Annotated in this window: 16 protein-coding genes; 6 read left to right on the top strand and 10 right to left on the bottom strand. The window is 73.2% G+C overall.

Going from position 1 to position 17696, the window contains the following annotated elements:
• Window positions 1-80: 80 nt before the first annotated feature.
• From HFV08_RS04245 to afsQ1, 3 genes are read right to left on the bottom strand one after another with little or no spacing between them, the layout of a single operon-like run.
• Window positions 81-707 carry a hypothetical protein gene (locus tag HFV08_RS04245; RefSeq protein WP_168536009.1) on the bottom strand — a complete coding sequence of 209 codons (627 nt, stop codon included), beginning with the start codon at window positions 705-707 and terminating at the stop codon, window positions 81-83.
• Window positions 704-2326, bottom strand: coding sequence for a sensor histidine kinase (locus HFV08_RS04240; protein ID WP_376770556.1), 1623 nt, complete (start codon window positions 2324-2326; stop codon window positions 704-706). The genes HFV08_RS04245 and HFV08_RS04240 overlap by 4 nt, the downstream gene beginning before the upstream one ends.
• Window positions 2327-2363: 37 nt before the next feature.
• Window positions 2364-3041 carry a two-component system response regulator AfsQ1 gene (gene afsQ1 / locus HFV08_RS04235; RefSeq protein WP_040253041.1) on the bottom strand — a complete coding sequence of 226 codons (678 nt, stop codon included), beginning with the start codon at window positions 3039-3041 and terminating at the stop codon, window positions 2364-2366.
• Window positions 3042-3222: 181 nt separating this feature from the next.
• On the opposite strand from afsQ1, the gene HFV08_RS04230 reads away from it, so the two are divergent.
• On the top strand, window positions 3223-3993 hold the full coding sequence (locus tag HFV08_RS04230; RefSeq protein ID WP_168536008.1) for a SigE family RNA polymerase sigma factor: 771 nt from the start codon (window positions 3223-3225) through the stop codon (window positions 3991-3993).
• 492 nt (window positions 3994-4485) lie between these two features.
• Here HFV08_RS04230 and HFV08_RS04225 read toward each other — a convergent pair whose 3' ends face one another.
• Complete coding sequence (locus HFV08_RS04225; protein ID WP_040253046.1) at window positions 4486-5172, bottom strand: nucleoside/nucleotide kinase family protein; 687 nt, start codon at window positions 5170-5172, stop codon at window positions 4486-4488.
• 236 nt (window positions 5173-5408) lie between these two features.
• Here HFV08_RS04225 and HFV08_RS04220 point away from each other — a divergent pair, with 236 nt between their 5' ends.
• Window positions 5409-5828, top strand: coding sequence for a hypothetical protein (locus tag HFV08_RS04220; protein ID WP_168536007.1), 420 nt, complete (start codon window positions 5409-5411; stop codon window positions 5826-5828).
• 140 nt (window positions 5829-5968) lie between these two features.
• Here the strand turns inward: HFV08_RS04220 and HFV08_RS04215 are convergent, their stop codons facing one another.
• From HFV08_RS04215 to deoC, 3 genes are read right to left on the bottom strand one after another with little or no spacing between them, the layout of a single operon-like run.
• A complete protein-coding gene (locus tag HFV08_RS04215) occupies window positions 5969-6973 on the bottom strand; it encodes an aldehyde dehydrogenase family protein (protein ID WP_168536005.1) in 1005 nt (334 codons plus the stop codon).
• Entirely contained in the window at window positions 6966-8417 is a 1452-nt protein-coding gene (locus HFV08_RS04210) for an aldehyde dehydrogenase family protein (protein WP_168536003.1), read from the bottom strand. Before HFV08_RS04210 ends, HFV08_RS04215 begins: the two co-directional genes overlap by 8 nt.
• Window positions 8418-8422: 5 nt before the next feature.
• Window positions 8423-9391: a deoxyribose-phosphate aldolase gene (gene deoC, locus HFV08_RS04205; RefSeq protein WP_168536535.1), complete on the bottom strand. Its 969-nt coding sequence runs from the start codon at window positions 9389-9391 to the stop codon at window positions 8423-8425.
• Window positions 9392-9537: 146 nt separating this feature from the next.
• Between deoC and HFV08_RS04200 the strand changes: the two genes are divergently transcribed.
• Window positions 9538-10197 carry a PH domain-containing protein gene (locus HFV08_RS04200; protein WP_168536001.1) on the top strand — a complete coding sequence of 220 codons (660 nt, stop codon included), beginning with the start codon at window positions 9538-9540 and terminating at the stop codon, window positions 10195-10197.
• A gap of 124 nt (window positions 10198-10321) precedes the next feature.
• Window positions 10322-11272, top strand: a complete 951-nt coding sequence (locus HFV08_RS04195; protein ID WP_168535999.1) for an LLM class F420-dependent oxidoreductase — start codon at window positions 10322-10324, stop codon at window positions 11270-11272.
• 164 nt (window positions 11273-11436) lie between these two features.
• On the opposite strand, the gene HFV08_RS04190 is transcribed toward HFV08_RS04195, so the two are convergent.
• The 3 genes from HFV08_RS04190 to HFV08_RS04180 all read right to left on the bottom strand — a co-directional run bounded on the left by HFV08_RS04190 (window position 11437) and on the right by HFV08_RS04180 (window position 14843).
• Window positions 11437-13089 (bottom strand): phospho-sugar mutase, encoded by a 1653-nt coding sequence (locus tag HFV08_RS04190; protein ID WP_168535997.1) that lies wholly within the window; start codon window positions 13087-13089, stop codon window positions 11437-11439.
• 213 nt (window positions 13090-13302) lie between these two features.
• Window positions 13303-14127, bottom strand: a complete 825-nt coding sequence (locus tag HFV08_RS04185) for a purine-nucleoside phosphorylase (RefSeq protein ID WP_040253061.1) — start codon at window positions 14125-14127, stop codon at window positions 13303-13305.
• 278 nt (window positions 14128-14405) lie between these two features.
• On the bottom strand, window positions 14406-14843 hold the full coding sequence (locus HFV08_RS04180) for a gamma-glutamylcyclotransferase family protein (protein ID WP_168535995.1): 438 nt from the start codon (window positions 14841-14843) through the stop codon (window positions 14406-14408).
• 149 nt (window positions 14844-14992) lie between these two features.
• On the opposite strand from HFV08_RS04180, the gene HFV08_RS04175 reads away from it, so the two are divergent.
• Both HFV08_RS04175 and HFV08_RS04170 read left to right on the top strand, forming a co-directional pair.
• Window positions 14993-16441 (top strand): NAD(P)H-quinone dehydrogenase, encoded by a 1449-nt coding sequence (locus tag HFV08_RS04175; protein WP_040253063.1) that lies wholly within the window; start codon window positions 14993-14995, stop codon window positions 16439-16441.
• Window positions 16442-16665: 224 nt separating this feature from the next.
• Entirely contained in the window at window positions 16666-17616 is a 951-nt protein-coding gene (locus tag HFV08_RS04170; RefSeq protein WP_168535993.1) for a DeoR/GlpR family DNA-binding transcription regulator, read from the top strand.
• The last annotated feature ends 80 nt before the right edge of the window (window positions 17617-17696 follow it).

The raw sequence follows: 17696 nt of genomic DNA, 5'->3' as shown, positions 1-17696 counted from the left end.
AAAAGACGCCGGAACGGTACGCGGACCGCCCCTCGCGCCCCGTACGCCCCTCCCGTCCCGCCGCGGGAGCCGTACGGCCCTCAGTCCCGCTCGACCACGGTGTTCGGCGGCGCCTCCGTGCTCGGCCGGGAGCGGACCTCGGCCGGGCACTCGTAGCGCCGCAGCGGTTCGGCCTCGGGGCCGCCGAGGGTCACGCCGCCGCGGTCGTCCGCGGCGGCCGAATTGGCGTAGGTGCACACCAGTTGGGCCAGCGCGAAGGCCGAGAGGTCCTCGGGGGCGGTGCTCAGCCGCAGGGTGTCGGCGGGGTCGCCGGAGCGGGGGCCGCGCACGGTGAGACGGCGGATGTCGGTGGTGTACCCGACCTGGCGCTCGGTCGCCGAGGGCAGCCGCTCCAACTGGTCGAGGAGCGCCCGGGCCACCCGCAGCCGGTCCGCGGCGGCCGGGCGCTCGGGGAGCTGCGCCGAGCGGTCGGCGAGGACCAGTTGGGAGGCGCACACCAGGAAGACCTGCACCGGGATGCCGTCCTCGGCGGAGCGGGCCCCGGTCTCCGGCGCGGACAGCGTGCAGGAGGCCCGGGAGGGCGCGGCGCCGTAGTCGGTGGGCACCTCGGTGGGGCGGATCCCGCAGCCGGCGAGGAGCGCGCCGAGGACCCCGGCGAGGGTGGCGGCCGCCGTGGTGCGCCGCCGGGGCAGAACTCGCGTACTCATTTCTCCTCGCCCTCGCCCGGTGCCTCGCCGGTGGCGTCCGGGCGGTCGGTGTCGTCCGTGTCGGCCGGGGCCCCGGTTTCGGGGTCCTCGGGCGCGGGCTCGCTGTCCCGCGGCAGCCGCAGGGTGAAGACGGCGCCGCCCTCGGGGGAGTTGGCCGCGGTGATCTCGCCGCCGTGGATGTGCGCGTTCTCCAGGGCGATGGAGAGGCCGAGGCCGCTGCCCTCCGAACGCGGCCGGGAGGCGCTCGCCTTGTAGAAGCGGTCGAAGACGTGCGGCAGGACGTCCTCGGGGATGCCGGGGCCGTGGTCCTGCACCTCGATGATCATGTCCTTGCCGCCGTCCCGGGTGTCCGGGTGCACCGAGACCCGTACCGGCGAGCCGCCGTGCTTGAGGGCGTTGCCGATGAGGTTGGCGAGGATCACGTCGAGGCGGCGCGGGTCGATGCGGGCCATGATGCCGCGCTCCGCGTCGAGTTCGACGGCGTCCAGCCAGGCGCGGGCGTCGATGCAGGCGGTGATCTGGTCGGCGATGTCCACGTCGTCGCGGACCAGGCGGGCCGTACCGGCGTCGAAGCGGGTGACCTCCATCAGGTTCTCGACGAGGTCGTTCAGCCGCCGGGTCTCGCTGACCACCAGGCGCACCGCGGGCTCGATCATCGGGTCCACGCTGCCGGTCTCCGCGTCGAGTTCCTCCTCCAGGACCTCGGTCACCGCGGTGATCGCGGTCAGCGGCGTACGCAGCTCGTGCGACATGTCCGCCACGAACCGCCGGGAGGCCTCGTCCCGCGCGCTCATGTCGGCGACGCGTTTCTCCAGGGCCTCCGCGGTGCGGTTGAACGTCCGTGACAGCTCGGCGAGTTCGTCGGTGCCGGAGACCCGCAGCCGGGTGTCGAGCTTGCCCTCGCCGAGGCGCCGGGCCGCGGTGCCCAGCCGGTGCACCGGCTTCAGCACGGTGGTCGCGGCGGCCTGCGCGAGCAGGGCCGCGCCGATCAGCGCGAGCGCGGTGGCGATCCCCAGCGACCAGGCGAGCGAGTCCAGGTCCTTGGCCTCGGGTTCGAGGGACTTGAGCATGTAGCCGGTCGGCCCGCCGCCGATCACCCGGGCGCCCCCGATCAGATACGGGGTGCCGCCCTCCTCGGTGCGCTGCCAGTACAGGTGGTACGGGGCGGAGTTGTGCTCCCCGCTCGGCTGCCTGCGGTCCACCGCCTCGCGCAGCGGGCGCGGCACGTCGGCGAGGGTGAAGCGGTCCAGGTCGGAGTTGCCGACCACGGTGTTGCCGTCCTCGTCCTGCGCGATGAGCAGCACGCTGAAGTGCTGCCCGGTGCCCGCCATCAGGCCCGCGGTGTGCTGGAGTTCGGCCTGCGTCGGGTTGGTGGGCAGGGCGCCCGCGCGGTTCTGCATCTCCTGCTGGAAGTCGCCGAGGGCGGCGTCCTGGGCACGGGTGAGCACGGCCTCGCGGTTCAGCCAGTAGGCGATGCCGGAGGCGAGCACCGCCGCGGTCAGCGCGACCAGTGCGAAGACCACGACCAGGCGCAGCCGCAGGCTGGTCAGGCGCAGCCCCGCCATCAGTGCCCGGCGCGCGGCGGTCCAGCCGCGCCGTTCATCCTGCGCCTTCGTCACGTGCGCGGGCCGCCCGCCGCGGACACCGGGAGACGGCTCATGAGGGCGTGTCCAGCCGGTAGCCGACCCCGCGCACGGTGCGGATCAGGGTCGGCGAGGAGGGCACGTCCTCCACCTTGGCGCGCAGCCGCTGCACACAGGCGTCGACCAGGCGGGAGTCGCCGAGGTAGTCGTGCTCCCAGACCAGCCGCAGCAGCTGCTGGCGGGAGAGCGCCTGGCCGGGCCGGCGGCTGAGTTCGAGCAGCAGCCGCAGCTCGGTCGGTGTCAGCTGCAGGTCCTCGCCGTTCTTGGTCACGGTCATCGCGGCCCGGTCGATGACCAGGCTGCCGAAGGAGGCGGCGTCGTTGGCCTCCCGCTCGCCGCGCCGCAGCACCGCGCGGATCCGGGCGTCGAGGACCCGTCCCTGCACCGGCTTGACCACGTAGTCGTCGGCGCCGGACTCCAGGCCCACCACCACGTCGATGTCGTCGCTGCGCGCGGTGAGCAGGATGATCGGCAGCTGGTCGGTGCGCCGGATGCGGCGGCACACCTCGAAGCCGTCGATGCCGGGCAGCATCACGTCCAGCACGATCAGGTCCGGCCGCTGCTCGCGCAGCAGTTTCAGACCGTCCTCGCCGGTAGCAGCGGTGGCCACACGGTGCCCCTGGCGCGTCAGCGACAGCTCCAGGGCCGTACGAATGGCGTCGTCGTCCTCGATCAGCAACAGGGAAGGCACGCTGGACATTCTGTCCCATGGGGTGCCGGGGTTTCGACCTCGGGAGTTCACTCTCACCGCACCCACACCTCTCGGGGCCTGTGACAGCCCTGTGACAGTCGGCGGACACCGCCATGAAGTGGCCTCGGCAGGGTGGTGTCCACAAGCAAGGGACGACGGACCCGACGACGGGGGGCGCACGATGAACACACTGCACAGCACCACCACTGGCGCAGTTGTCACGCGCCTGCACGACGCCGTCGGGCGGAGTGCCGGTAAGTCCGGTCACCCCGGTGAGAAGTCCGGTGCCGTGAGCGGGCGGGGGTGCGCTCGCGGCACCGGGCGTCAGCACACCGTGTACATGACGGTGGTTGACGCGAACGAGGGGACGCGCGCCGGACAGGCGCGCGAGGAGGCGCAGGAGCGGCGCACCACCGAGACCGCGGCGGACGCGGAGGCCGCGTTCACCGCGTACGTCCAGGAGCGCCGCGCCTCCCTCTACGCCACCGCCTACCACCTGACCGGTGACCGCTTCGAGGCCGAGGACCTGCTGCAGAGCGCGCTGTTCTCGACGTACAAGGCCTGGGACCGGATCAGCGACAAGGCCGCCGTCGGCGGATACCTGCGCCGCACCATGACCAATCTGCACATCAGCGCCTGGCGGCGGCGCAAGCTCAACGAATACCCGACCGAGGAACTGCCGGAGACCGTCGGCGACACGGACGCGATGCGCGGCACCGAGCTGCGCGCCGTGCTGTGGCAGGCGCTCGCCCGGCTGCCCGAACTCCAGCGCACGATGCTGGTCCTGCGCTACTACGAGGGCCGCACCGACCCGGAGATCGCGGACATCCTCGACATCAGTGTCGGCACGGTCAAGTCCAGCATCTGGCGCTCGCTGCGCAGGCTGCGCGAGGACGAGGTGCTCAGCTTCGGCCGTGACGAGGAGGAGTCCTTCGGGGAGCTCGTCGCCTGAGCCCCTCCGGAGGTCTACGGGGGAAAGACGGTGAGCCGGGGAGACCCGGTGATCCGGTACGGGGGAAAAGAAGCCGGGGCGACCCGGTACGGGGGAACGGCCGGGGCGACCCGGTACGGGGGAAGGAAACCGGGGCGACCCGGTCCCGGGCGACCGGGAGAAGAAGGAAAACGGGGAAACCCGAGGGGGAAACCGGGAAATGCGGCGTCGTCGTTCGTGGGGGAACGGCGACGGCGCGCTTCCCGGGTCACGGGGGAACAAGGGGGAGGCCCGGAGCAACGAACCGGGGATCCACGGGGGTGGAGAGCGCAGGACCGGAAGGCTGGGGGGCCTTGCCGGTCTTGCGGCTTTTCCGGTGCCCGTTTTCCGTACGCACTGCGGCCGTACGTGCCGGTTCCGTACCCGCTCTGCCGTACCCGCTGTTCCCGTGACCGGTGGTCCCGCGGGTCCTGCCGGAGGGTGCCCGGCCCGGCCTCGCCGGGGCCGCTCGGCTCAGCGGGGCTGCGGCTGCTGGGACTTGGCCGGTGCGGTGGCACCCGGGACGCGGGTCCGGGGACGGCCGCCCGCGCGGTGGCCCGCGGCCGCGGCGGCGAGGCGTCCGAGCGCCTCGTCCTTCGCGCAGGGGTGGGCGCCCAGGGCGGACTGGCGCGCGACGATGCCGCGCTCCGCGCGCATCAGCCGCCAGCCGCGGCGGACCAGCACCGCCGGTGACTTGCGGCCCTCGCGCAGATCGCGCAGCAGGCGGCGGCGGAAGGTGGTGAAGGGCCGCCCGCGCAGGCACAAGGCATCGGCGAGCAGGCCGAGTTCACGGCAACGCTCCACGATGTCGGCGGCGAAGATCCCCTCGGCCACGAAGAGCGGGGTGCGCCCGACCTCCAGGGTCCGGCTGCCCGTACGGCTGCTGCTCGCGAGGTCGTAGAGGGGCACCTCGGTACGTCCCGTGCGGCACAGCGCGGCGACCGCGGCCACCGCGGCCTCGGCGTCCCAGGAGCCCGGCGCGTCCCAGTCGGTGGCCTCGGTGCCGGGGACGCGCGGCAGGCTCGGGTCGTCGCCCTCCTTGTAGAAGTCGTCGAGGGCGAGCACCGGCAGCCCCGAACGGACCGCCAGCGAGGACTTTCCGGAACCGGAGGGGCCGCACAGCAGCACCACGCGCGTCGGTATGTGGGGAGGTGAGCTCACGAGAATCCAGTGTGCGCCATTCCCGCCCGCGCTCCGAGCCCCGGGACGTCCTTCGGTGCCGGAATGAAGCCGGATTCACACACCCTCCACCGGTTTCCGCTTCCCCGACGGACCGTCGATCACCTTGTGTGAAAGATCGGATACCCGGTGTGTGTCTCCGTGACCGTGCGGTGCGCCCTTCGTTGGACAGCCCATCCCCGGCGGCGGTCCGGGTCCCCTCGAGAGGCGGCACAGCCATGGCCCGACACGCGGCCCCCAGGACGTCCCCGGCAGCCCGAACCCTGCTGCGCGCGGGTCTGACCCTCGGCGCGGCCGGTGCCGCACTCGCCGCCGGGACCGCCGCGGCCGGTGCGGCCACCTTCGCGGGCGAGGACTCCGGTGCCCCGGCGGCGCGGAGCGAGGCCCCGGCCCCGGAGAGCGCCGCGCCCGCCAAGTCCGGCCCCCTGGACGTGACCTCGGCCCTCGGCGCCGTCTCCGACCTCAAGCTCAACCCGCTGGCCCAGACCGGCGTCGACCCGCTGGACAACGGCATCTCCACCCAGGTCGCCGACTTCAAGCCGGTGTCGACCAAGGCGGTCACCGGTCCACTGTCGGACGGCGACTCCCTCAGCGAGCTGCCGGTGGTGGGCTCGGTCACCCGGGGGCTGCTGGGCTGAGGCCCCGGGGAGCGCGGGACGGCGGACGGGACCGCCTGCCGCGGCCTCGCGCCCGGACCCGCGGAAGCCCCCGTTCCTCCCCACGGGGGAGAGGAGCAACGGGGGCTTCCGGTCTGCCTGCGCCGGTGGTGCGGGGCGGGTCAGTAGGCGGAGCCCGAGGCGCCGAGGGAACCCGTGGGGTGCCAGACGGTCTTGGTCTCCAGGAAAGCGGTCAGGCGGTGGGTGCCGGGGTCGGCGTGCCAGTCGCCGTCGGTGCCCGGACGCAGCACCCGCTTGAGGTTGTCGGCCGCCGCGACCTCCAGGGCCTTGGCGAGCTGCGGGTCCTCGGCACCGGTCAGGTCCAGGGCGTTGACGTCCTGGTGGGCGGCGAGCGGTCCGGCCAGCTCCTCGGTGCGGCCGGAGAGGATGTTGACCACACCGCCGGGCAGGTCCGAGGTGGCCAGGACCTCGGCGAGGGAGAGCGCGGGCAGCGGGGCCTTCTCACTGGCGACCAGCACCGCGGTGTTGCCGGTGGCGATCACCGGGGCGAGCACCGAGACCAGGCCGAGCAGCGAGGACTCCTGCGGGGCCAGCACCGTCACCACCCCGGTCGGCTCCGGCGAGGAGAGGTTGAAGAACGGCCCCGCCACCGGGTTGCCGCCGCCCACGATCTGGGCGACCTTGTCCGTCCAGCCCGCGTACCAGACCCAGCGGTCCACCGCCGCGTCCACCACCTCGGCGGCCGCGGCGCGGGACAGGCCCTCGGCGGCGGCCACCTCCTCGGTGAACTGCTCGCGGCGCCCCTCCAGCATCTCGGCGACCCGGTAGAGGATCTGGCCCCGGTTGTACGCGGTCTTCCCGGCCCAGCCGCCGAAGGCCTTGCGGGCGGCGACCACCGCGTCCCGGGCGTCCTTGCGGGAGGCGCGCGGGGCGTTCGCCAGCCACTGGTCCTCGGAGTCCGTCACCTCGTACACGCGGCCGCTCTCACTGCGGGGGAACTTCCCGCCGACGTACAGCTTGTAGGTCTTGAACACGGCGAGCCGCCCGGGTCGGGCGGGGGCGGTCGCCGTCCCGGCCCCGGTGCCGGGCTGGTCCTTCTTGGCCGCCTTCGCGCTCCGGCCCGGCTTGGCCGGCTTCTGCGGTGCCTTCGCGGACTTGTCAGACATCGAGGTACGCCTCCAGACCGTGGCGGCCGCCCTCGCGGCCGTAGCCCGACTCCTTGTAACCGCCGAACGGCGAGGTGGGGTCGAACTTGTTGAACGTGTTCGCCCAGATCACGCCCGCGCGCAGGCGCTCCGCCACGGCGAGGATCCGCGAGCCCTTCTCGGTCCAGATGCCCGCCGAGAGCCCGTACGCCGAGTTGTTGGCCTTGGCGACGGCCTCCTCCGGCGTACGGAAGGTGAGCACCGACAGGACCGGGCCGAAGATCTCGTCGCGGGCCACCGTGTGCGCCTGGGTGACCTTGGTGAACAGGGTGGGCGCGAACCAGTAGCCCGCGGACGGCAGCGGGCAGTCGGCGGTCCAGCGCTCGGCGCCCTCCGCCTCGCCCCGGTCGGCCAGCGAGGTGATCCGGGCCAGCTGCTCGGCGGAGTTGATGGCGCCGATGTCGGTGTTCTTGTCGAGCGGGTCGCCGAGGCGCAGCGTGGAGAGCCGGGACTTGAGCGCGTCGAGCAGCTCCTCCTCGACGGACTCCTGGACCAGCAGGCGGCTGCCCGCGCAGCAGACCTGGCCCTGGTTGAAGAAGATGCCGGTCACGATGCCCTCGACGGCCTGGTCCAGCGGGGCGTCGTCGAAGACGATGTTGGCGCCCTTGCCGCCCAGTTCGAGGGTGAGCTTCTTGTCCGTACCGGCGACGGTGCGGGCGATCTGCTTGCCGACGGCGGTCGAGCCGGTGAAGGCGACCTTGTTCACGTCCTCGTGCGCGACCAGGGCGCCGCCGGTGTCGCCGTATCCGGTGAGGATGTTGACGACGCCCCTGGGCAGCCCGGCCTGGCGGCAGATGTCCGCGAAGAAGAGGGCGGACAGCGGGGTGGTCTCCGCGGGCTTGAGGACGACCGTGTTGCCGGTGGCCAGCGCCGGGGCGATCTTCCAGGCGAGCATCAGGAGCGGGAAGTTCCAGGGGATGACCTGGCCCGCGACGCCCAGCGGGCGGGGCGCGGCGCCGAAACCGGCGTGCTCCAGCTTGTCGGCCCAGCCCGCGTAGTAGAAGAAGTGCGCGGCGACCAGCGGCAGGTCGGTGTCGCGGGTCTCCTTGATGGGCTTGCCGTTGTCCAGGCTCTCCAGGACGGCCAGTTCGCGGGAGCGCTCCTGGATGATCCGGGCGATACGGAACAGGTACTTGGCGCGCTCCGCGCCCGGCAGCGCGGACCAGGAGGCGAAGGCCCTGCGGGCGGCCGCCACGGCGCGGTCCACATCGGCGGCCCCGGCGCGGGAGACCTCGGAGAGGACCTCCTCGCTGGAGGGGGAGACGGTCTTGAAGACCTTGCCGTCGGCGGCCTCGGTGAACTCGCCGTCGATGAAGAGCCCGTAGGAGGGCGCGATGTCCACCAGGGAGCGCGACTCGGGCGCGGGCGCGTACTCGAAGGCGCTTGAAGAAAGGGGCGTGTTCACGTCTCTCAGTCCACCGTCACGTAGTCGGGTCCGGAGTAGCGTCCGGTGCTCAGCTTCTGGCGCTGCATCAGCAGGTCGTTCAGGAGCGAGGAGGCGCCGAAGCGGAACCAGTGGTTGTCCAGCCAGTCCCCGCCCGCGGTCTCGTTGACCAGGACCAGGAACTTCACCGCGTCCTTGGCGGTACGGATGCCGCCCGCCGGCTTCACGCCGACCTGGACCCCGGTCTGCGTGCGGAAGTCGCGCACCGCCTGGAGCATCAGCAGGGTGTTGGCCGGGGTGGCGTTGACCGCGACCTTGCCGGTGGAGGTCTTGATGAAGTCCGCGCCCGCGATCATCCCGAGCCAGCTCGCCCGCCGGATGTTGTCGTACGTGGACAGCTCGCCGGTCTCGAAGATGACCTTCAGCCGGGCGGCGCCGCTCGCCTGCTTCACGGCGGCGATCTCCTCGTAGACCTTCAGATAGCGGCCGGAGAGGAAGGCGCCGCGGTCGATGACCATGTCGATCTCGTCGGCGCCCGCGGCGACGGCGTCCCGGACGTCGGCGAGCTTGACCTCCAGGGCGGCGCGGCCCGCGGGGAAGGCGGTGGCGACCGAGGCGACCTTGACGCCGGAGCCGCCCACGGCCTGCTTGGCGGTGGCGACCATGTCCGGGTAGACGCAGACCGCGGCGACCTTCGGGGTCTCCGGATCGGTCGGGTCGGGGTGGACGGCCTTGGTGCCGAGCGCTCTGACCTTGCCCGCGGTGTCGGCGCCTTCGAGCGTGGTCAGGTCGATCATCGAGATCGCCAGATCCAGGGCGTAGGCCTTCGCGGTGGTCTTGATCGAGCGGGTGCCCAGCGCTGCGGCGCGCGCTTCGAGGCCGACGGCGTCGACGCCGGGAAGGCCGTGCAGGAAGCGGCGCAGCGTGGCGTCGGACGCGGTCGCGTCGGCAAACGCGGCCCGCCCTGCGGCTGTGGAGGGTGGTGTGGTCGCCATAGTCACGAGGGGAGCATATCTACGCGCGTAGCAGCTGTACAGCCGGACAACAAGCCGAACCGCCGAGGTCACGACCCGGCCACTGCCGGGCCGTGAGCGGTCACCGGCGTCCGCCGGGCGGACACCCGTCAGGCACAATCGGCACCATGACGAGCCCGGACCCCCAGTCTCCCGCACCCGGCAGCGACGGCGATCCGCAGTACAAGGACCGCGTCTACCGCTCACCGGGCGGCATCGCCGGAGGCGTGCTGCTGCTCGCGCTGGCCGCCTGGCTGGGGATCGACGCGCTGATCCGCGGTGAGGGCAGGGTGCCGTGGATGACGCTCGCCGCGGTCCTGCTCGTCGTCCCGCTCCTGGTGGCCTTCACCGTACGGCCGGCGATCTTCGCCAATGACGACCGGATGCGGATCCGCAACCCCTTCCGGGTGATCACGCTGCCCTGGTCGCAGGTGGCCGTGCTGCGCGCGGGCTACTCCAACGAGGTCCTCGACGAGTCCGGCCGCAAGTACCAGATGTGGGCGCTGCCGGTCTCGCTGCGGGCCCGCAAGCGGGCGGCCTCCCGGCAGGAGAAGGCGGCCCGGGGCGGGAGCGGCCGGGGCGCCGGTCCGGCGCCGCGCGGCGCGGAGCCGGTGCAGGACCACCGCGCCTCCTCGGACCGCGCCATGGACGAGCTGCGCGAACTCCAGGAGAAGGGCGCCTCCGCCCCCGGCGCCCAGGGTCCCGTCGAGGTCCGCTGGGCGTACGAGATCCTCGGCCCGGCCGGTGCGGGGGCCCTCCTGCTGGTGATTCTGCTGCTGGTGGGCTGAGAGGGGTCCCGCCCTTCACGCGCACGTAACAGCCGCCCGGAATTTCCCGGTGCGCGGGGCCTGTTGCCCGAGGAGAGCGTCCGCGGCAGGCGGCCTCGCAGCGGTGTACCGGAGGGTGACAGGGATGACGGTCGGGATCAGTCTGCCCGCGGGCGGCGAACAGGGCGAGAACCTGGTGACCACGCTCCTCGACCAGGCGCGGCAGGCGGCGGACGCCGGGATCGGGGCCGTCTGGTTCTCGCAGCGGCAGGACCTGGACGCGCTGAGCCTGGCCGCGCTCACCGGGCAGGCGGTGCCGGGGGTGCGGATCGGCACCTCGGTGGTCCCCCTGTACCCGCGGCATCCGATCACCCTGGCCGCACAGGTGCGCACCGCGCAGGCGGCGAGCGGTGGCCGGTTCCAGCTGGGGCTCGGGCTCTCCGCGAAGTTCTTCGTCGAGGACAGCTACGGGGTGCCCTTCGAACGCCCCATCCGGCATCTGCGCGAGTACCTCGAAGCGCTCGGCACCCTGCTGCACGACGGCGAGATCGACTTCCAGGGCCAGACTCTGCGCGCCCGTACCGCCTTCGGGCCCGCCGGTGTCCCCGGGGCGCCGCCCGCGCCGGTCCTGGTCGCGGCGATGGGGCCGCAGGCCCTGCGGGTCACCGCCGAACTCGCCGACGGCGTCCTGCCGTTCCTCGCCGCGCCCAAGGCCCTGGACGACTATCTGGTGCCCACGCTGAACTCCGCCGCCGCCGAGGCGGGCCGCCGTCCGCCCCGGGTGGTGGCCATGCTGCCCGCCCTGGTGACCACCCGGACCGAGGAGCTGCGGGCCCGCGCCCACGAGGACCTCACCTTCTACGAGCGCTTCCCCTCCTACCGCGACATCCTGGACCGCGGCGGCGTGGAGCGCGCGGGCGACCTCTTCGCCCTCGGTGACGAGGAGGCGGTCGCCGCCGAGATACGCCGCTACCGGGAGGCCGGGGCGAGCGAGGTCGTCGTCACCCAGACCGGCTTCGGCACCGAGGAGGAGCGGCTGCGCACCTGGCGGCTGCTGGGTGAGCTGGCCCGGCAGGAGGCGGGCGCGGGGGAGTGAGCCGCGGGCCGGTGCGCCGACCCCCGGCGGGCCGGTCCACCGGTCGCCGCATCGCACCGGCTCGCCGCACCGCGGTCATCGCCGTCACCGCACCGCAGCCACCGCATCGCAGCCACCGCGCCGCAGGGCCAACTCCCGGGCGCCCTCGCGCCGTACGCCCCCGCTCAGATCCCCGCGGCCGCCGACAGGTCCGTCTTCAGCGCCTGGAGCAGTTGCACCGCCCGCTCCCGGGCCGCCGGGAGCGCGTCCGCGTCGGCCACCGGGAGGACCACCTCCAGGTAGCACTTGAGCTTGGGCTCGGTGCCGCTGGGGCGGACGATCACGCGGGCGCCCTCCAGGGTGTAGCGCAGCCCGTCGGTGGGCGGCAGGGCGGCGCTGCCCAGGGTCAGGTCCTCGGCCCGGGTGACCGCGAGGCCCGCCAACCGGGTCGGCGGCTGCTCGCGCAGGCGGCGCATGGCGTCCGCGATGAGCGAGAGGTCCTTGACCCGCACCGAGAGCTGGTCGGTGGCGTGCAGGCCGTGCTCGACGGCGAGTTCGTCGAGCAGGTCGGTCAACTGCCGCCCCTGCTCCTTGAGTTCGGAGGCCAGCTCGGCGACGAGCAGGGCGGCGGTGATGCCGTCCTTGTCGCGCACCCCGGAGGGGTCGACGCAGTAGCCGAGCGCCTCCTCGTAGCCGTAGCGCAGGCCCTCCACGCGGGCGATCCACTTGAAGCCGGTGAGCGTCTCCGCGTACCCGAGGCCCGCCTTCTCGGCGATCCGGCCGAGGAGGGAGGAGGAGACGATGGACTCGGCGAAGGTGCCGGTCACGCCCCGCCGCACCAGGTGCGCGGCGAGCAGCGCGCCCACCTCGTCCCCGCGCAGCATCCGCCAGCCCTCCGGGGCCGCCGGGTCCGGCACCGCGACCGCGCACCGGTCGGCGTCCGGGTCGTTGGCGATCACCAGGTCGGGCCGCTCCCGGCGGGCGGTGGCGAAGGCGAGGTCCATCGCGCCGGGCTCCTCCGGATTGGGGAAGGCCACGGTCGGGAAGTCCGGGTCGGGCTCGGCCTGTTCGGCCACCGGGACCGGCTCGGGGAAGCCCGCGCGGGCGAAGGCGGCGCGCAGGGTCTCGGTGCCCACGCCGTGCAGCGCGGTGTGGACGGTGCGCACGGTGCGAGGAGAGCCCTCTGCCAGGGCCGCGCCGCTGCGGGCCAGATAGGCGTCGAGCACATCCTCGCCGAGGACCCGCCAGCCGGACTCGGGCCGCGGCACCTCGTCGAGGGCGCCCACCGCCGCGATCTCGGCGGCGATGGCGCTGTCGGCCGGGGGCACGATCTGGGAGCCCTCGCCCAGGTACACCTTGTAGCCGTTGTCCCGGGGCGGATTGTGGCTGGCGGTCACCTCGACCCCGGCGACCGCGCCCAAGTGCCGTATGGCGAAGGCGAGTACGGGGGTGGGCAGCGGGCGGGGCAGCAGGGCGGCGCGCAGTCCGGCGCCGGTCATCACCGCGGCGGTGTCCCGGGCGAAGTCCGCCGAGCGGTGCCGCGCGTCGTACCCGATGACGACGAGCGCGCCCGTCAGGCCCTGGGCCGTGAGGTAGGCCGCGAGACCGGCGGCGGCGCGGATGACCACCGCGCGGTTCATCCGCATCGGGCCCGCGCCGATCTCGCCGCGCAGGCCCGCGGTGCCGAACTGCAGGGTGCCCGAGAAGCGCTCGGCCAGCTCCTCGCCGTCACCGGACTCGGCGCGGGCGATCAGCCGGGCCAGCTCCTCGCGGGTCAGGTCGTCGGGGTCCTCGGCGAGCCAGGTCCGGGCGCGCGCGAGCAGTTCTTCCTCCGGCACGTGTCCTCCGCCTTCCGTCCGGGGCGCCGCGGCTGCGCGGACCCGTCTCTCTGTGGTGTGGGGCAATCCTGCCTCAGCGGCAAGCGGCGCGGGCAGCCTGTGGAAAACTTCCGCGGGCCGGGAATTCCACCTGGTCAGCGCCCTGTTGGGGCGGGCCGGGCACAGCGAGGCCGCCCGGTTCGGGGCAGTGGGCTCCCTGTTCCGGCGGCCCGGTCAGATCCGGCCGAGCACCTTGGTGAGCAGGCTGCCCATCCGGGTGGCCGAGTCGCGGCCCGCCTGGAGGACCTCCTCGTGGTTGAGGGGTTCGCCGGTCATGCCCGCGGCCAGGTTGGTGACCAGTGAGATGCCGAGCACCTCCGCCCCGGCCTCGCGCGCCGCGATGGCCTCCAGGACGGTCGACATGCCGACCAGGTCCGCGCCGAGCACACGGGCCATCCGCACCTCGGCCGGGGTCTCGTAGTGCGGGCCGGGGAACTGCGCGTAGACGCCCTCTTCGAGGCTGGGGTCGATCTCCTTGCACAGGGCGCGCAGCCGCGGCGAGTAGAGGTCGGTGAGGTCCACGAAGTTGGCGCCGACGATGGGCGAGGTGGCCGTCAGGTTCAGGTGGTCGCTGATCAGCACCGGCTGGCCGGGGCGCATGCCCTCGCGCAGCCCGCCGCAGCCGTTGGTCAGGACGATGGTCTTGCAGCCCGCGGCGACCGCGGTGCGCACCCCGTGCGCCACCGCGCCGACCCCGCGGCCCTCGTAGAAGTGGGTTCTGCCCAGGAAGACCAGTGCGCGCTTCTCGCCGATCCGGTACGAGCGGACGGTGCTCCCGTGCCCCTCGACCACGGGCGGCGGGAACCCGGGCAGATCGGTGACCCGGAACTCGTGGTCGGCCTCGCCCAGCGCGTCGACGGCGGGTGCCCAGCCGGAGCCCATCACCAGGGCCACGTCGTGGGTGCTCTCACCGGTCAGTTCACGCAGGCGCAGGGCGGCGGCGTCGGCAGCGGCGTGCGGCTCGCGCCGGATGTCGTCCGAAGGAAGAGATGCGTTCACGCAATGAGGGTAGCGGGTTTTCACCTACGCGCGTAGACACGCAGGGTCACAGCGGCGGGATCGTGATCTCATAAGACGGGCCGAATGCGGGTGTTCGGTACGGAAAATCCGCTCACGGTCGGTCGCGAACGGCGTGAACGCCCCCAAGAGGGGCGCCGGAACGTCACCTTTCGCACACTCCGGGCCCCGGTGCGCGGCCGTTGCCCCGGCCGCCCGGCGGCCGTACCGGCGGGGCCCCGGGGCGTCGCGCCCGCAAAGCCGCCGCGGCGGCCGGCGCCTCAGCAGGGGCGCTTGCGCAGCTCCATCACATAGTCGTGCGGGGCGCCCGCGGACTCGGCGGCGTCCGCGAGTTCGCCCAGGTAGCGGGCCGAGGGGAGGCCGCCCTCGTAGCCGTTGAGCACGTACACCCAGGCGGGCTCCTCGCCGTCCAAGGTGTGGGCGCGCACCCGCATCCGCCGGTAGATGTCGAGGCCCACGCCCTCCCAGCGGTCCATGGAGTCCTCGTCCATCGGCGCGATGTCGTAGAGCGCCACGAAGACCTGCGAGCGCGGGGCCTCCACCACCGTGGCGAGGGCGCCCTCCCAGCCCATGTGCTCGCCGCCGAACGTCAGCCGCCAGCCCTCCAGCCACCCCGTGGCGCGCAGCGGCGAATGCGGGGCGCGGCGCGTCATCAGCCGCGGGTCGAGGTTGCCGGCGTACGCGGCGTAGAGCGACATGGCTTCGAGGGTACGGCAGCCGGGGCCCGCGCAGGCGACGGCCCGAAGCCGCCCGGCACCGGAAGCACGGCTTCCGCCTGACCTGGGGCGCGCGGCCCCCGCGGGGGCGGGATACCCCCGGGACGAAGCAATGCCGGGCGTACGGGACAATGGAGTACGTGACTCGGATCGTGATCATTGGCGGCGGACCCGGCGGATACGAGGCGGCACTGGTGGCCGCCCAGCTCGGCGCGGAGGTGACCGTCGTCGACTGCGACGGTCTTGGCGGGGCCTCGGTGCTCACCGACTGCGTACCCTCCAAGACCCTCATCGCGACCGCCGAGGTGATGACCACCTTCGACTCCTCCTACGAGGAGCTGGGCATCATCGTGGCCGACGACACCCCGCACATCGACACCCCCGCCCGGGTGGTCGGCGTGGACCTCGGCAAGGTCAACCGCCGGGTCAAGCGCCTCGCCCTCGCCCAGTCGCACGACATCACCGCCTCGGTCACCCGCGCGGGCGCCCGGGTGATGCGCGGCCGCGGGCGGCTCGACGGGCAGCAGGCGATGGACGGTTCGCGCAAGGTGATCGTGCGCGCCGCCGACGGCAGCGAGGAGATCCTCACCGCCGACGCCGTGCTCATCGCGACCGGCGGTCACCCCCGCGAGCTGCCCGACGCCCAGCCGGACGGCGAGCGCATCCTCAACTGGACCCAGGTCTACGACCTCGACGAGCTGCCCGAGGAGCTCATCGTGGTCGGATCCGGTGTCACCGGCGCCGAGTTCGCCGGTGCCTACCAGGCGCTCGGCTCCCGGGTCACCCTGGTCTCCAGCCGCGACCGGGTGCTGCCCGGCGAGGACCCGGACGCCGCCGCCGTACTGGAGGACGTCTTCCGGCGCCGCGGCATGAACGTCATGGCCCGCTCGCGCGCCGCCTCCGCGAAGCGGGTGGGCGACCGGGTCGAGGTCACCCTCGCGGACGGCCGGGTCATCACCGGCTCGCACTGCCTGATGGCGGTCGGCGCCATCCCCAACAGCGAGGGCATGGGCCTGGAGGAGGCCGGGGTCCGGGTGAAGGACTCCGGGCACATCTGGACCGACCGGGTCTCGCGCACCAGCGCCCCCGGCGTCTACGCGGCCGGCGATGTCACCGGCATCTTCGCGCTCGCCTCGGTGGCGGCCATGCAGGGCCGGATCGCCATGTACCACTTCCTCGGGGACGCGGTGACCCCGCTGAACCTCAAGACGGTCTCCTCGAACGTCTTCACCGACCCCGAGATCGCCACCGTCGGCTACTCGCAGGCCGATGTGGACGGCGGCAAGATCGACGCCCGGGTGGTCAAGCTGCCGCTGCTGCGCAATCCGCGCGCCAAGATGCAGGGCATCCGGGACGGCTTCGTCAAGATCTTCTGCCGCCCCGGCACCGGGATCGTGGTCGGCGGTGTGGTGGTCTCGCCGCGCGCCTCGGAGCTGATCCACCCGATCTCGCTCGCGGTCGACAACAACCTCACGGTCGAGCAGATCGCCAAGGCCTTCACCGTGTACCCCTCCCTCTCCGGCTCGCTCGCCGAGGTCGCCCGCCAGCTGCACACCCGCAAGGAGACCGGCCAGGCCTGAGCGCGGCCGGGTTCTGCCTCCGCCGACTCCCCATTGTGTAAAGGGAGTTGGGCGTTCCGGACGGCCGGTTCCGGTACGCCGGAATGGCGGCCGGAGGTCACTTGTGCGAGGGCTCGGCCATTTCGTGGTCGCATATACCACTTCGCGCGGCACACTGCGGACAACTTCCGTTGTTCACCGCAAACCGCTGAAAGCAGACGGTCGCCCGCGTTACTGTCGGTTTCGTGTTCGCTGCAGAACGTCGCCAATTGATCCTCGAAATGGTGCGGGCAAACGGAGCGGTCTCGCTCCGGGAACTCGCCCGCGTCGTCCAGACCTCCGAAGTGACCGTACGCCGGGACGTACGGGCCCTGGAGGCCGAAGGGCTCCTCGACCGCCGGCACGGCGGCGCGGTGCTCCCCGGAGGCTTCACACGGGAGTCCCCTCTTCCGCAGAAGTCCCACCTCGCCACCGCCGAGAAGACCGCGATCGCCGACGCCGCCGCCTCCCTGGTGGGCGAGGGGGAGGCCATCGTCGTCGGTGCGGGCACCACCACCCAGGAGCTGGCCCGGCGGCTCGCCAGGGTGCCCGGACTGACCGTGGTCACCAACTCGCTGCTCGTCGCCCAGGCCCTGGCGCACGCCAACCGGGTCGAAGTGGTGATGACGGGCGGCACCCTGCGCGGCTCCAACTACGCCCTGGTGGGCAGCGGGGCCGAGCAGTCCCTCCAGGGCCTTCGGGTCTCCCGCGCCTTCCTCTCCGGCAGCGGGCTGACCGCCGAACGCGGCCTGTCCACCTCCAACATGCTCTCCGCGAGCGTGGACCGGGCCCTGGTGCAGGCCGCCGCCGAGGTCGTGGTCCTCGCCGACCACGGCAAGCTGGGCACCGACACCATGTTCCAGACGGTGCCCACCGAGCTGATCACCCGCCTGGTGACCGACGAGCCGCCGGCCCAGGAGGAGCGCGCCGGTACCGCCCTGCAGGCACTCGCCGACCAGGGGGTGCAGATCACCGTCGCCGGGGAGCGGCCCCCCTCGGGGGGTGAGGGCGAGCGCCCGGCGGGCCGCAAGCCCCGGCCGCAGGTGCCGCTGCCGAGTCCGCGCCGCGGCCAGGTCGGGGGCGGCGGACCGCAGTTGCGCAGCGCCGCGGCACTGGAGCAGCCCGGCGCCCGGGTCGCCGATCTGCGCAGGCGCTGAGGCACGGCGGAAAGCGCAGGCAGCACAGGAAGCAGGAAGCGCAGGAAGCACAGGGAGCAGGAAGCGCGGGAAGCGGAATG

The sequence above is a fragment of the Streptomyces physcomitrii genome (assembly GCF_012273655.1).
Classification (GTDB): domain Bacteria; phylum Actinomycetota; class Actinomycetes; order Streptomycetales; family Streptomycetaceae; genus Streptomyces; species Streptomyces physcomitrii.
Note: the sequence above shows the minus strand (reverse complement) of the source record. Positions and strands in the feature narration are given on the sequence as shown.

Excerpts from the sequence above, each read along its gene's own strand:
- HFV08_RS04245 (WP_168536009.1), bottom strand. The coding sequence starts at position 707 with ATGAGTACGCGAGTTCTGCCCCGGCGGCGCACCACGGCGGCCGCCACC.
- HFV08_RS04230 (WP_168536008.1), top strand. The coding sequence starts at position 3,223 with ATGAACACACTGCACAGCACCACCACTGGCGCAGTTGTCACGCGCCTG.
- HFV08_RS04220 (WP_168536007.1), top strand. The coding sequence starts at position 5,409 with ATGGCCCGACACGCGGCCCCCAGGACGTCCCCGGCAGCCCGAACCCTG.
- HFV08_RS04215 (WP_168536005.1), bottom strand. The coding sequence starts at position 6,973 with ATGTCTGACAAGTCCGCGAAGGCACCGCAGAAGCCGGCCAAGCCGGGC.
- deoC (WP_168536535.1), bottom strand. The coding sequence starts at position 9,391 with ATGGCGACCACACCACCCTCCACAGCCGCAGGGCGGGCCGCGTTTGCC.
- HFV08_RS04200 (WP_168536001.1), top strand. The coding sequence starts at position 9,538 with ATGACGAGCCCGGACCCCCAGTCTCCCGCACCCGGCAGCGACGGCGAT.
- HFV08_RS04195 (WP_168535999.1), top strand. The coding sequence starts at position 10,322 with ATGACGGTCGGGATCAGTCTGCCCGCGGGCGGCGAACAGGGCGAGAAC.
- HFV08_RS04180 (WP_168535995.1), bottom strand. The coding sequence starts at position 14,843 with ATGTCGCTCTACGCCGCGTACGCCGGCAACCTCGACCCGCGGCTGATG.
- HFV08_RS04175 (WP_040253063.1), top strand. The coding sequence starts at position 14,993 with ATGGAGTACGTGACTCGGATCGTGATCATTGGCGGCGGACCCGGCGGA.